Consider the following 13,956-nt stretch of genomic DNA (forward strand, 5'->3'; position numbering starts at 1 on the left):
CACAGCCTTTTAGCCTACAGCGGCGGCTGCCCGATCAAAGTAGCTGCCGACTTCAGCCATGAGGTTGCTGCAATCTCCACGAGTCACCCCATTCGGATCATTGGCGATCGCGATCGCAGAGGCTTTCATTTTGTTGACCCCTGCTGCCACAGAAGCACCGGGTACGCCCAACGCCAGATAGGTTTCGCGCAAGCCATTTAAGCAGCGATCGTCGAGAATACTGCCATCGCCAGCAAAAGTTGCGTAGGTGACATAGCGAAGAATAATCTCCATATCGCGCAAGCAAGCCGCCATCCGCCGATTCGTATAGGCATTACCACCGGGTGCAATCAACTGAGGTTGTTCTGAAAACAACGTCCGCGCGGCATCCGCCACAATCGTAGAAGCATTGGAGGTAATGCGATTGACCACATCCATCCGCTTGGTTCCATCTGCCACCAGATTTTTCAAGGCATCGATTTGAGCGTTAGTAATATATTCGCCGCGAGTATCGGCTTGAGAGACAACTTTAGTAAAAGCATCAAGCATTCTAGTATCTCCTAGTGATTTTGATGGAAGCAAAATTCAGTTCAAAAACTGGTTTTTAGAGTCGATTTTTAGAGGAGATAAATGCAGTGTTAGATAGATGATTAATCGTATGATTCGCTGAACGGAAAATAGTCATTAGCGAGTTTAATCGCCTGACGAGAAAAAATATTAAGGAGAGCCTCACCCGAATACTGTTTGCCGTTTAAATCAATCAGCAGAAGCATCCATCACCCTAGCGAATATCTCAAAACCCAATGCTCGCTGTTTTAATCAGCCTGTTTTAATCAGATTGTTTTAGTCAGTCAGAAATAAACTGAGCTACAGTCGAGCTTAAAAATCTAAACCCTTAACCTTGACGGTCATGAGGTTCGTTTGTGTTTGAACCTGCCTTTGATTAAAGCAACCCACTTGTGCAAATTTTGTGCAATCTCACCCAGCGGTGAAAAAGATACTATTAAAAAACGTTAAGAAAGTGCTAAAACCCTACTAATTGGGAATCCTGAGGATTTTTTGTAATCTCTAGTGCTTAACTTCTTGTTACAAATGTGTTTTTTGAAAGTGTAATTTAAGCGCGACTCCATCCCTTTTCTACCCTAGAGAAGTTTCTACCCTAGAGAAGCGTCTTTCAGGCATGAGAGACAACGTAATCAAAAAGCATGGTGTTCATATATCGATCCGTCCATTCAGCCCCAAAGGATTTTTCTAGGACACGGCGGGTTTTATCGTTTTGTTGTTGCTTCATGCAGTAATATTTTTGTCCTGCTAAAACGTTGGTGATGTCGAGAGTAGACGTTAGAGGCTTTTCTATCGTGGCGATCTGGCAGTGGATTGTGAGAAACTCTCGCACCCGGGTTAAAAACATTTTCTCTTCTTGCCCGTTCACGGGATGCACAAACAAACAGAAGTCTGAAAAAATATCGCCCCAGTCGGGTAAGGCGCGGGGCTGAGAAAACTCAATTTTAGATAGCAGCGACAAGGACTGTTGATATTGCTCTGGCAAGGCGTGATCGCCATTGACCGGAGATAAATCGGCGATCGCGGCACTAATTGAACCGTTGCCTCTCCCGACTAAATCGGTGCCAAAAATAGGCAGCGCGTATTCAGGATTGGGGAACATGACGCAGTGTAAAATATCTAGCCCATTGCTAACTTGCGCCAGTTCAAGATGCAGCTTGCGAAATTGTGGAGCCTGATAGCAATGATTTTCGATGATCAATCGCTCCCCTTCTAGGCTGCCTTCGATGTAGCCTAAGTCTTCTGGGACGCTATAAGGAGACAGTTCTAAGTTTTGATGCCAAACCGATTCGATGCAGTCGGCTAAACTGCGGATCAGGTCATGTTGGCGACTTCTCAAGGAGACTTCCATAGACCTCAACATAAGCTTCTATTTGAGAACAAGACTAAAACTTACCTTGGCGTATATTCTGTGCAAAATGTGTGCAATGGTTGATTCAGCGCATTTCATCCAGCACAGGCGCGTAGTCGGTGCAGTCGGCTGAGAATCCGATTGGCAAGGGCAACTCCCATGACGGGCTTCGATAAATAGTCATCGGCTCCTGCGGTAAAGGCTTGCTGTTGACTATCAGAATCGCTTAGCACGCTGAGGAATAATACGGGTAACCGCTGCCATTGGGGATCACTGCGAAGCATCTGGCACAGTTCAAAGCCATTGATTTGGGGCATGTTGATATCCAAAATCAGCGCATCTGGAGCGACCGCTTGTAAAACAGTCCAAAACTGCCGTGGATCAGCCAGAGTCGTGACCTTGAAGCCCCAGGGTTTAAGCAAGGTTGGCAGAGTGCTAAGCCAAGTGCGATCGTCATCGACAATCATCACTCTAGTAGGCAAATTCTGTGTTTCCAATAACTGCACCACCGCCGCCATGACCTGATCAATGGGCGTTTGAGTGGTGAGAAACCGTTTGCCACCCCGTCGGAGAACCTCTAGCCGATCGCTCAAGTTGCCGCGATCGCTCATCACCAACACGGGCAAGGCTGGATAGCGCTGGACAAGGGTTTGTAAAGCTTCTAGCAGTAGGCTTAACGGAGGCTGATCAGAGGTTGCTGGGTCTGATTCAGTGGGCAGGCGCAACAAGATAACATTGGGCTGTGATTCTCCCCACCCCATCGGCTCTAGGGTGGGCACAGTTTCAAGCTGAATCCCGCAGCGAGTGGCTGCCACCTGAAGCAACTGGTTAAACGGTAAGTCTGAACTGACCAGCAGCAAGCGGGGTAACAGTTGATTCGGAATTTGGCAGGGCTGAATCTGCGTGGTGTTCTGAATTTCCTGCTGAAGGGCGGTTACTAGCGCTTGCATCAGCGGGGCATGTTTGGGCTGCAATGGCTCCCGTCCGCCTAGCCAATAGTCCAGTTGCCGCACCAGGTGAGTCGTTTTAGTTAAGCCAAAAATGCCCAAAGTTCCTACTAATGTGTGTGTCATCTGTTGGGCAGCGGCTAGCTGTTGGGCGGTGAGGCGATCGCGCTGCAAATCATGGATCGTTTGAAACAAAACCGCCAGTTGATCCAAGCTTTTGGGTTGAGTGGTTGTCCAAGTTTCGTTGAGAAAATCCAAGTATTGTTGCGATGAGTTCAGTGAAAGATCGGCTTCAGAACTCGGTTCGCGGCGATCGCCTAAAGGTTCTGCTGTTGATAATTGCCCCGCTACCACCGCATTACTTGGGGCAAGGGAGAAAGCACTTTCTGGGATTGCTTCCGTCTCGATCGCCTTCAGGTAGTAACCGCGTCCGTGCATCGTCGCAATAAAATCGGCGGGCGCGCCTGCCGCCGTTAGTTTTTGCCGCACTCGCCGAATGTGCGATCGCACTGTTGCCTCCGATGGAAAATCTTCTGACGACCAGAGGCGATCGATTAATTCATCGCTACTAAAAACATAGTGGCTATCTCGTAACAGCAGTTCTAGAAACTCATACTCTTTGGTCGTTAGGGTAAGAGGCTGACCGTTATAAGCCACCTCACAGCTGCTTGGATTTAACAGCAAAGCTCCCCAGCTTAGAAGGGGGAAGGGCTGGCTACTGCTCCGCCTGAGCAACGCCCGAATCCGAGCGACCAGTTCCACCGGATCAAAGGGCTTGACGACATAATCATCGGCTCCCGCATCCAATCCCTGCACTTTTACTGTCCTGGCATCCTGCGCCGTCAGCATCAAAATTGGCGTATCATACCCTTTCGCCCGAAATCGCTGACACAAACTAATGCCATCCAGTTTTGGCAACACAATATCCAGCACCATCAGGTCATACTCAAAGGTCGAGCCATAAGTCCATCCCATTTCTCCATCTTTAACGACATCCACAATATGGTGATGCGTCGTGAGCGTCCTCGTTAGGACTTTGCTTAATACCTCATCATCTTCTACCAGCAAAATTTTCATCGATGGTATTACCAATGGAGAATCCGGGCGATTTGGTCTGGTAAATTTAGCGAGTTGAAAGGTTTGGTAATCACACCGCTCACCCCCAACTCATTAAACTGCCGCGTTTCTGCCGTTTGTGCTTTAGCCGTTAGCAGAATGACTGGAATATGTTCAGTTTCAATTCGGGATTGAAGTTCTCTAAACGTAGCAATGCCATCCATTTCTGGCATCATCACATCGAGCAAAATCACATCCGGTTTTTCAGTTTGAGCCGTCTCAATGCCTTGAACCCCCGATCCAGCGACCAGCACTTCCCAACCTGCCGCCATTTTGATGCCAAATTGAACCACAGTTTGAATGGTTTCTTCATCATCAATAATTAAAATTCGTTTGCTTGGCATCGATCGCCCTAATTTTGTGAATGACTTTTGTTAATGACTTTGATGGAAGGCAGGCAACGTAAACGCAAAAGTGCTGCCGCAACCGGGAACACTCTCTACCCAGATTCTGCCATTGTGTTGTTCAACAATTTTGCGACAGATGGCAAGCCCTAACCCCGTGCCGCCTTTTTTGCGTGAGTCGGAGGAATCGACCTGCTGAAACCGCTCAAAAATCCGCTCAAGCTGATCAGCCGGAATGCCTTGCCCTTCATCGCGCACTCGAAACACGACTTCAGAGTTGGAGTGCTGAGGATGCGATGTTGTCGGGTCGTCCTGGTCAACGGTTAACCAAACAGTTCCCCCGATCGCAGAGAACTTAATCGCATTGCTGAGTAAATTGGTCAGGGTTTGCAGAATATAATCGATATCCGCCCAAATGAAAATATCGGCTGCTTGCGTTACCAGCGTCACGCCCTGCTGCTGCGCCATTGCCTGCATTGCCTCCGCTGCCTGAATCATCAAAGTTGCTGCGTTGCAGGCTTGGCGATCCATCACCACTTTGCCCGACTCGATCCGCTGTAAATCAAGCACATTGTTGACTAACCGCACTAAGCGTTCGGTGCTGTCATCGGCAATCCCTAACATTTGCTGCCCTTCGTTGGAAAGAGTGCCCAGTCGCCCGGTTGCCAGAATTTTGAGGGCGCTATGCAACGAAGTCAGCGGCGTTCGCAGTTCATGGCTGATTACCGAAATGAATTCATCTTTCATCCGTTCGATCGCCTTGCGATCGCTAATATCGCTGGTTAAAGAGAAAAACCCTTTGACGATTTTGTCAGCATCTCGATGGGGAATATAGGTGGCATCCACCGATCGCACACTGCCATCCTTCAGCACCACATCATTTTCATAGGTGACAACCTGCCCCGATAGCGCCGCTTCTACCTGTGGTTGCATTCGTTGATAGGACTCTGCACCCCAAACCTGCTGGAGATGCTGCCCATAAATGTTTCTAGGAGATTGCCCAAGCCACTCTTCATAGGCTTGGTTGTTAAACCGATACTCTTGTTGGTCATCCACATAAGCAATCAGTACCGGCAGCGCATTGGTGATCAAGCGCAACTGTTCTTCACTTTGCCGGAGGGCGGCTTCTGCCTGCATTCGCACGTTAATCTCTTGTTGAAGATTGCGATTTACCTGTTGCAATTCTGCGGTGCGCACTTCCACAACCTCTTCCAGATGTTCCAGCAGTTGGGCTTGAGAAAGGGCAATGCTGATTTGATCAGCGAGTTGCTGCATCAGTTCTAGTTCAAACTCAACCCAATGGCGGGGACTGCGGCATTGATGGGCAATCAACAAACCCCAAAGATGATTTTGGGGCTGGGAAGTACTTTGGGATTGCCCGTTAGAATGCACATTCAGAGTTTGAACGATCGGGACAATCAATTTTGCTTGGATGTCAAATTGTTCAACAAATTCCACCAAACAATCCGCTAAGCCAGCCGCCGGGTTATGCACATTGGCGATCTCCCGCACTCGTCCTTGGCTATAAAGCTGCTGATAGTCTGCTGGAAAAACTTCTTCTGGAAATTCCAACTGGATCAGCGCCGGATATTCTGGCAACACCGCCTCACTGATCGCCTTGCCAGTGCCATCGGGCAACACCTGATAAATCAACACGCGATCGGCTTGCAAAATCCGCTGAACTTCCGTTACGGTCGTATGCAAAATTTCTTTGAGCTGCAGCGATTGCCGAATTTTGAGCGTTACTTCTGAAAACAGTTCAACCCGCTGCTTCTGCTGGCGTAATTCTGCCTGCATGGAGTCTTTCTGTTTGGAATTTTGCTTGTCAGCCTTTAAAGACTGCCGAGAAGACCGTTTGGACAATGAAGTAAAGCCAATGCGCGAAATATCTCCAATTGTTTACTGAACCGAGCAAAACTTCAAATCTAATAAAAATAACATTGCAAATCTTAATCAGCGATCGCGGCATTGTGGAGCTTTAAGCAAATTCAAGTGCTATCTCTTAGTCAGGAGGATCATCATATGCCTCAGATTTGCTCAAAAAATCCTCTTTTTTTACAATCTTGTAATTATCTTCGCAATTTGCTAAGATCCCATCGATTGATAACTAATCACATGGCAAAGCAATTACAAGCGACCCAGTGATTATCCAAGACAGTAAGTTGCATACCCTCTGGAGATTTACTATGTCCTGCTCGTTTTTTAGTGGTTATGCACATTATTACTCGCTCTCGCCTTCTAGAGTTTTGGGAGAAGCATCCTGATTCCGAAACTAGTTTACGCCTTTGGTATAAATTGACGGTTACTGCTAACTGGAAAAAGTTTGTAGAAGTACGCGAGGTTTTTGCTGCTGCTGATCAAGTTGAAAATTTTACAATCTTTAATATTGGGGGTAATAAATATCGCTTAATTGCTTTGATCGATTACACATCCCAGAAGGTTTTTATTCGTCATATTCTTACTCATGCAGAGTATGACAAAAATGATTGGAAACAAGATGATTGGTATGAGTAGCTTACTATCAGGTCGCCGCTGTTAACGGGCGAAAAGTCATATGTTTACCGCTGAACCTAATACTTACATAGAGCTTCTAAAAAAGTTTCCGCCTCGCCCAATTAAATCAGAAAAGGAGTTACTTGCAGTTCAAGAAGTTATTGATAGCTTACTTGACTCTCGTGAGATGACATCAGATAAACAAGATTACCTGAACGTACTGGGTATGCTTGTTCATGAATACGAAGCAAAGTATGTGCAAATTCCAGATTTAAGCGGTGTTGAGTTGCTTAAGGCGTTAGTTGATGAGTTTGGTCTTAAACAAAAGGATCTCGTTCCTGTTTTCAAAACTGAGTCAATTGTGTCTGCAATTTTCAACGGGCAGCGTAAATTCACTGTAGAACACATTGAAAAACTAGCTGACTTTTTCAATGTGTCTCCATCTACTTTCTTTAGTCGGTCGTCTTAAGCTGCTTGTTGTCATGCACTAGTACGTAGCCAAGCCTAACAAGTCGCTATGTTTAACCCTTCACGTTCTACCCCATGACTTCTCTTTCCCCCTTCCAACAGTTTTTTGACGATTGCGTTGGCAATTGGGCAACCGAGCGCACCTACCACTATCTAGCTCAGCAAGAAGTAGAGCGATCGCATACTGAATTTGTCATCCAATCGGTTGATCGCGATCGCAAATCTCAAGTGCTGACCGATAATCACTATCCTGACCAGCCAGACTTAGACAGTTTGCCCGGATATCATCTAGAGTTTGCCACCGTTTCAGACAAAGGCGATCGGGTGAATCAAGCGCTGAATATGCTGTTTGTGCCGCAGCCGCAAGAGGGGCTGTTGGTCATCGGCGATTATTTGCGCGATCGCGCCTATGAAGAATCCCGTCCGATTGTTTCCCGCTTCCAGTTCAACCCCGAAAACCGCGAACTGTTGATGACGACTACTTATACGCGAGTTGTATCTGTAGACTCGATCACGTTGGTGAATCCTAAACTGCGGATTCGTAAAATCCTGAACTACCGCCGACCCGATGACAACGAACCCCTTCAAGAGGTGGTGCTGGTTGGGTTTGGAGTTGAGCAAAAGGTGGAGTCTTAAGGCGTTAGGGTGAGTAAGCCAAAAATAGCCCATTGTTTTGCTGGAGTCGTTTGTGCAAAATCAGTGCAAAACTAGTCAACTTTATTAAGATTTACAAAGCTTGACGTTCATGATCACACGCTTATAAGAAAATCGATCATAACAAAGCGTATAAAAGCCTTAAAAGCTTGAGTGCCGGGAAAACTAAAAATTCTCTGATGTAAAACTGGAAAGTTGTCTTTATGTCAACTCATCCAGTCATCTGATTTGCTTGAATAAGTAATTCTGAGATTTATTTGCATCTCGAAACAATTTCTTAAACTTTATCGTTAACCAGGAGATACGATTAATGTCTTTTGGACCAGCTTCACGTCTAGGGGTTAGCCTGTTCGATGAAACCCCCCCCGTTGAGTGGGTGCCCGGTCGCTCACAAGAAGAAGTCGAAACCATCATTAAAGCAGTCTATCGGCAAGTGCTGGGCAATGCGTATGTGATGGAAAGTGAGCGGCAAGTCGTGCCGGAATCCCAGTTTAAGCGGGGTGAATTGAGTGTTCGTGAGTTTGTCCGAGCCGTGGCAAAGTCCGATCTCTATCGTTCTCGCTTTTTCACTAGCTGTCCTCGTTATCGGGCGATCGAACTGAACTTCCGGCATTTGCTCGGTCGTCCGCCGTTCGATTTAGAAGAAATGCGGATGCACAGCACCATTTTGGATACTCAGGGCTTTGAAGCGGATATTGATTCGTATATCGACAGCGACGAGTATCAAAATACGTTTGGTGAAAACTTTGTTCCTTATATTCGGGGTTATAAGAGCGAAGCTTGCACCAGTATGGTGCAGTTTACCCATACCTTCCAACTGGTGCGGGGCGCTTCTAGCAGCAGCCTCAAAGGTGATTTGTCAGGCAAGACTCCGAAGCTGAATGCTTTAACCATTCTCCAGACTCCAACGCCTGTGGTTTCGCCTGCTAGCGATGGGGCGCTGTTCTCTTCTCCTGCGATCGATCCAATTACTCGGTTGGGCGTGGGCGCGAGTTCTGATGGGCGAGTTTACCGGATTGAAGTCACCGGTTATCGCTCGAAGGCAGTCAATCGGATTTCCAAGTTCCGCCGCAGTAACCAGGTTTATATGGTGCCTTACGAGCAATTGTCCCAAGAATATCAGCGGATTCATCAGCAGGGCGGCATTATTGCCAGCATTACGGCTGTATAGCTTCTTGCTAGAGCGATCGCGGTTTGGCGGAATGAAGCATTTAGGCAAAAGAGTGGGCGATCGCCCTTCGATTCTCGTCCGAATGCTTCATTCCTATAAGTACCTTTACATTTTGAATTCACTTTAAACCTACAAAACTTTAGGAGATAGGTTTCAATGGCATCCCCCACGATTCTGGAACTCTGGTCTACCAGTGACTTAGAGGACGTTCAAACGGTAATTCGGGCAGTTTATAAGCATGTGTTGGGGAATCCCCATGTGATGGAAAGTGAGCGACTGGTGACGGCAGAATCTCAGTTGTGCGATCGCTCTATCAGTGTGCGGGAATTTGTTCGTGCGGTTGCCAAATCAGATTTCTATCGCTCTCGTTATTTTGAGTCTTGCGCTCCCTATCGCTTTGTGGAACTGAACTTCCTGCACTTGCTCGGTCGGGCACCCCAAGATCAACGAGAAGTGTCTGAGCATATCGTTCGCTGCGTTGCCGAGGGCTACGATGCTGAAATCGATTCGTATATCGACAGCGCCGAGTATCAAGAAGCGTTTGGCGAGAATGTTGTGCCATACTCTCGCGGCAAAAATAGCGAATCGAATCCTAAGCAGGTTGGCTATAACCGGATCTTTGTCCTCGATCGCGGACCCGCTCAAATTAATAGCGCCGTGCAATCCTCGCAGTTGGTTTACACCATTGCCAGCAATAGCACGAATGTGATTAAGCCTTCCACGGCAACGGTGATTGGGTCTGGCACGGAAAAACGATTCAAAATTGTAGTGACTGGCTCTAAGTTTGATACTCGTCGTCGGATTAGCACCACTGAATACATCGTGCCTGCTAGCAAAATGACTCCGCAAATCCAGCGAATTAACCGCACCTCTGGCAAAATTGTCAGCATTACCGAAGTTTAATTCGTTTTTTTTAGAGGGTGGGCATTGCTCACCCTGCGCTGTGTGTCTGTGGTTTCTGTTTTTGATCGCTTTATACCAATTTAATTTAGGAGATTTAGCATGGCACTTTGGATTGAAGCCGAATCGGTTGAGATGCGCCCCAACGCCACTGAAGAAAATCTACAAGACATCATTCGAGCCGTCTACCGCCAAGTGTTGGGCAATGCTCATGTGATGGATAGTGAGCGGTTGACGAGTGCTGAGTCGCAATTGCGAAACGGCGACATTACTGTTAAAGAGTTTGTTCGCGCCGTTGCTCAGTCTGACTTATACCGTTCTTTATTTTTTGAAACATCTTCTCCCTACCGTTTCATTGAATTGAACTTTAAACATTTGCTGGGTCGCGCTCCCCAGGATCAAACTGAAATTTCAGAACATGTACAGACCTATAACAACCACGGCTACGAAGTAGAGATTAATTCCTACATCGATAGCGAGGAATATACTCTTGGATTTGGTGAAAATGTAGTGCCTTCTGCTCGTGGCAACCGCACTCAACTTGGCATCAAAAATGTTGGGTTTAACCGCACATTTGCCTTAATGCGCGGATATGCTGCCAATGACGTAGGCAACTCGGCAAAGCTGATCAGCGACATCGGCGGAAATTTACCGACCAAACTGGTTTCGCCATCGCGTGCTTCGGGTGCTTATAGCAATACGGGTAAGCGCTTCCGGATCTCGGTTTCCAAAGCGAGCTATGGACCTCGTGTTACCCAAAGTGCTGCCACCTTTGAAGTGGGCTACAACCAGCTATCTCAGAAGATCCAGAATATCCATAAGTCTGGCGGCAAGATTCTAAGTATTACGGAAGTGTCTTAGATAGCCCTTTGTATACGTGATCTGAAATGGACATTACGGAATTTGTAGCCGCTTCAATTGGGCGTTGGCGATCGCAACGCAGCGCCCATCATTTGGCGTTTGGTCATTTTGAAGCGATTCAGTCTGAGATTGATATTGTGCCGCTCTCTATAGAAGATGCCGCTGTGATTGATCTTTGCAAAACCTACAATTTTGATCCGAAGGTAGCGGTTTCTCCATTTCGGATGAGTTGGGCTGGGCAGTCTGATTGGGAAGAGAGTGAAGCGGTTCAAGGCACCTGTGTTTTAGTTCCGATTCCTGATCCCAATCAGGCTAATCGCGGTAAGCTGTTGCGCGATCAAGGGTATGCCGAAGAGATTGCGGCAGTCGGTGATTATTCGTTAACTGAAGATGGGACGTTCGTTTTAGTGACTGCCTACGATCGCGCGGCGGCTGAAGAGAAAATTTGGTTTGTCAATCCCAATGTCCGCTGTCGGGTATCCCTGATCAAAACCAGTGCAGGTACAGGAGTGGTCACGGCTTCCTTTTCGTCAGAAATTCGTCAAACTAGCTAATGCAGTCCTTTACTTCTGCCACTGATGATTTAATCACCCTCGCTCGGTGGATGGCAGGCGATTTCAGCAACTCTAAACAAGCCCAAGAAAATTCTAAAGATTACGCCCACATTCATGTGTTCTTTCGTCCGTTACCGTTTGAGTTTTTTGCGGGAATTGGACTCTATTCAGAACAAGTGTATGACTATGATTTGTGGTCTCCTTATCGTCAGGGCGTTCATCGCTTAGTGGCTCAAGCCAATCAGATTTATATCGAAAACTATGGCTTAAAAAATTCGATTTACTATGCTGGAGCCGCGCGCGACTTAAATATTCTTAAAACCATCACTCCCGATTGTATTCAACGACGCGATCACTGCTCCATGGTGTTTAAACGAGAGGGCGATCGCTTCTATGGAAGTGTTGAACCTGGAAACCGCTGCTTAATCGAAAAAAACGGTTGCCAAACTTACCTGGATAGTTTTGTTGAAATCACTGAAACAACTTGGATTAGCCTCGATAAAGGCATGGATGTAACCACACATCAGCAAGTTTGGGGGTCGGTTTTTGGACCCCTGCGGTTTGAAAAACGGGAGAGTTTTGCCCATGAAGTCCCAGGTGTTTTATGACCTTTCCCTGCCCACTCTGGAATCATTTGAAGCCAAAATGTTACCCCCAGAAGCGCAGAAAAAGATGCAGTGCTGGATTCGGAGTCGGCATTTAATTTGTTCGGGTAATTTCTTTGTGTTTGAAACGGTAGACTTTAGTGCCGTCGATCGCTTTTCTGGTTCGATTGAGGCATTAGGCGGCACCGTGATTTCGGTGAACCCAATTGATAAAATTTGGCTTGGAGATCATCGTCAAGTGGTGCTTTATCGAGCCACCGCCAGCTTGCACACACCTTGCCATAACTTAAAGCAATACTGGTTGAAATATGGCAGTTTTCGCACCCGATTTGATGAACAGGTTTGAGGGCTTGAAGACTAGAGATTGCAAATGTGAATTCTGGAGAGTTGTGACAGCACGGTTTAAATAGCATTTTGTATTGCTACACTAAAACACTTTTAATTTTGCATTTTAATTTTTAATGACTTCAAGGAGCTAATTCAAGTGAATAATACATTTGTGAATCCCGTAGTCAATCCTGAAGCTGGGTTAGGGGTTAGCGCGTTTGACGAAACTGATCCGGTGCGATTGTGGCAGGAACGGTCAGATGCAGAAGTTGATCTAGCCATCCGGGCAGTGTATCGGCAAGTGTTAGGCAATGCTCATGTGATGGAAAGTGAGCGGCTAACCGTTCCCGAATCAAAACTGAGGCGGGGAGAACTGAGTGTACGAGAATTTGTCCGCCAAGTTGCCAAGTCTGAGCTATACCGTTCTCGGTTCTTTGATAACTGCTATCGCTACCGCGCGATCGAACTGAACTTTAAGCATTTGCTGGGGCGCGCTCCTGATAGTTTTGACGAAATGCGCGATCACAGTGCAATTTTGGATCAAGCAGGCTTTGAAGACGATATTGATTCTTACCTAGACAGTGAAGAATATCAGCAGGTTTTTGGGGAAGATATTGTGCCCTATTATCGGGGCTATAAAACCCAAACTGGACAGTCGTTGCTGGAGGTTACCAACATGCTGCAACTGCTGCGGGGTGCTTCTAGCAGCGATCGCGATTTGCAATTTGGCAATCGACCCCGCCTGACGCGATCGCTACTCCGAAATCAAACGTCTGGGGGTAGCCAGACTCAGGATGTCAGCATGATCTTGGCGGATGTATTTAAGCCAAGTGCCCAACCCACTCGCTATACTTCGCCGATCTCAGCCTCTCTAACAGCGAAGAATGCAGATCTCCATCGGCAACAAGCAGACTTAATTGCCACCTTGCAACGCCAACTGGCAGACTTGCGTCCTTTTGCTAGTATGGGTTCTGCGATTACGCAGCAGGGAAAGTTTGCGAGTAGTTCGCCGATTGAATCTCAAAGCTCTTTTACAGCAAGCGCGATCGCTGCCACTGAGCTAGAACAGCAGATTGACCAGCAAAAATCCCAAATTACTAGCTTGCAACAACAATTGGCAGAGGCGCGATCGCTGGCAGCGATTGGAGAAGCCCGGTTAAACAAATGGCGGCAGCGTACTTTTTTCTAGGAGAAATAAAATGATGAATCCCGGTATTATTGCAGCGATCGTCTATGGCATTTTGGCGATCGTCGGCGGCATTTTGGGTTACAGGCAGGCAAAAAGTCAGATTTCGCTGATTGCTGGCTGCGGCTGTGGCGTTTTGTTATTGCTCAGTGCCCTTCTACATCTCCAAGGTCAGTCTTGGGGCTTGCTGGCTGCCGCAGGGGTCACAGGAATCTTGCTGATGGCGTTTATGATGCGCCTATTCAAAACTCGTAAGTTCATGCCTGCTGGTTTGATGCTGCTTTTGGGCATTCCATCCTTGGGCGTGATGCTGAGTCAACTGGGGGCGTTCTAAGAGATCGCTGAACTAGCATTGAAACTTTGGTATTCATCTACTTGCGTTACCCCGATCGACTCCGCCCTCACCCTAGCCCTCTCCCGCAGGAGAAGGAACCAG

General features: G+C 47.1%; 17 protein-coding genes. 12 read left to right on the forward strand and 5 right to left on the reverse strand.

The annotated features are described in order from the left end of the window. Nucleotides 1–9: 9 nt before the first annotated feature. The 5 genes from AB3R30_RS19445 to AB3R30_RS19465 form a co-directional block, all read right to left on the reverse strand. A complete protein-coding gene (locus AB3R30_RS19445) occupies nt 10–528 on the reverse strand; it encodes a phycocyanin subunit beta (protein WP_458650876.1) in 519 nt (172 codons plus the stop codon). 625 nt (nt 529–1,153) lie between these two features. Continuing rightward, complete coding sequence (locus tag AB3R30_RS19450; protein ID WP_458650877.1) at nt 1,154–1,894, reverse strand: phycocyanobilin:ferredoxin oxidoreductase; 741 nt, start codon at nt 1,892–1,894, stop codon at nt 1,154–1,156. Between the two features lie 95 nt (nt 1,895–1,989). Then, nucleotides 1,990–3,918 (reverse strand): response regulator, encoded by a 1,929-nt coding sequence (locus tag AB3R30_RS19455; protein WP_458650878.1) that lies wholly within the window; start codon nt 3,916–3,918, stop codon nt 1,990–1,992. Between the two features lie 8 nt (nt 3,919–3,926). After that, nucleotides 3,927–4,301, reverse strand: coding sequence for a response regulator (locus AB3R30_RS19460; RefSeq protein WP_458650879.1), 375 nt, complete (start codon nt 4,299–4,301; stop codon nt 3,927–3,929). 30 nt (nt 4,302–4,331) lie between these two features. Further along, the gene (locus tag AB3R30_RS19465) at nt 4,332–6,164 is read right to left on the reverse strand and encodes an ATP-binding protein (RefSeq protein ID WP_458650880.1); all 1,833 of its coding nucleotides are present in this window, start codon (nt 6,162–6,164) and stop codon (nt 4,332–4,334) included. A 348-nt stretch (nt 6,165–6,512) separates the two neighbouring features. Between AB3R30_RS19465 and AB3R30_RS19470 the strand changes: the two genes are divergently transcribed. From AB3R30_RS19470 to AB3R30_RS19525, 12 genes are all read left to right on the forward strand, one after another. Further along, a complete protein-coding gene (locus AB3R30_RS19470; protein WP_458650881.1) occupies nt 6,513–6,815 on the forward strand; it encodes a type II toxin-antitoxin system HigB family toxin in 303 nt (100 codons plus the stop codon). A 40-nt stretch (nt 6,816–6,855) separates the two neighbouring features. Beyond that, complete coding sequence (locus AB3R30_RS19475; protein ID WP_458650882.1) at nt 6,856–7,263, forward strand: helix-turn-helix domain-containing protein; 408 nt, start codon at nt 6,856–6,858, stop codon at nt 7,261–7,263. A 74-nt stretch (nt 7,264–7,337) separates the two neighbouring features. Next, nucleotides 7,338–7,898, forward strand: coding sequence for a phycobiliprotein lyase (locus AB3R30_RS19480; RefSeq protein ID WP_458650883.1), 561 nt, complete (start codon nt 7,338–7,340; stop codon nt 7,896–7,898). Between the two features lie 328 nt (nt 7,899–8,226). Next, the gene (locus AB3R30_RS19485) at nt 8,227–9,087 is read left to right on the forward strand and encodes a phycobilisome rod-core linker polypeptide (RefSeq protein ID WP_458650884.1); all 861 of its coding nucleotides are present in this window, start codon (nt 8,227–8,229) and stop codon (nt 9,085–9,087) included. Further along, entirely contained in the window at nt 9,065–9,214 is a 150-nt protein-coding gene (locus tag AB3R30_RS19490) for a hypothetical protein (RefSeq protein ID WP_458650885.1), read from the forward strand. Before AB3R30_RS19485 ends, AB3R30_RS19490 begins: the two co-directional genes overlap by 23 nt. A 29-nt stretch (nt 9,215–9,243) precedes the next feature. Continuing rightward, nucleotides 9,244–9,990 carry a phycobilisome rod-core linker polypeptide gene (locus AB3R30_RS19495; protein ID WP_458650886.1) on the forward strand — a complete coding sequence of 249 codons (747 nt, stop codon included), beginning with the start codon at nt 9,244–9,246 and terminating at the stop codon, nt 9,988–9,990. Nucleotides 9,991–10,089: 99 nt separating this feature from the next. Next, entirely contained in the window at nt 10,090–10,848 is a 759-nt protein-coding gene (locus AB3R30_RS19500) for a phycobilisome rod-core linker polypeptide (RefSeq protein ID WP_458650887.1), read from the forward strand. A gap of 26 nt (nt 10,849–10,874) precedes the next feature. Further along, complete coding sequence (locus AB3R30_RS19505) at nt 10,875–11,402, forward strand: phycobiliprotein lyase (protein ID WP_458650888.1); 528 nt, start codon at nt 10,875–10,877, stop codon at nt 11,400–11,402. Beyond that, nucleotides 11,402–12,010: a CpcT/CpeT family chromophore lyase gene (locus tag AB3R30_RS19510; protein ID WP_458650889.1), complete on the forward strand. Its 609-nt coding sequence runs from the start codon at nt 11,402–11,404 to the stop codon at nt 12,008–12,010. Before AB3R30_RS19505 ends, AB3R30_RS19510 begins: the two co-directional genes overlap by 1 nt. Beyond that, entirely contained in the window at nt 11,988–12,353 is a 366-nt protein-coding gene (locus tag AB3R30_RS19515) for a CpeR family transcriptional regulator (RefSeq protein WP_458650890.1), read from the forward strand. Before AB3R30_RS19510 ends, AB3R30_RS19515 begins: the two co-directional genes overlap by 23 nt. 138 nt (nt 12,354–12,491) lie before the next feature. Next, complete coding sequence (locus AB3R30_RS19520; RefSeq protein ID WP_458650891.1) at nt 12,492–13,523, forward strand: phycobilisome rod-core linker polypeptide; 1,032 nt, start codon at nt 12,492–12,494, stop codon at nt 13,521–13,523. A 10-nt stretch (nt 13,524–13,533) separates the two neighbouring features. Then, entirely contained in the window at nt 13,534–13,854 is a 321-nt protein-coding gene (locus tag AB3R30_RS19525; protein ID WP_458650892.1) for a TMEM14 family protein, read from the forward strand. The last annotated feature ends 102 nt before the right edge of the window (nt 13,855–13,956 follow it).

The sequence above is a fragment of the Sivoneniella epilithica UHCC 1019 genome, from assembly GCF_040830845.1.
Taxonomy (GTDB): Bacteria; Cyanobacteriota; Cyanobacteriia; order Leptolyngbyales; family Leptolyngbyaceae; genus ULC077BIN1.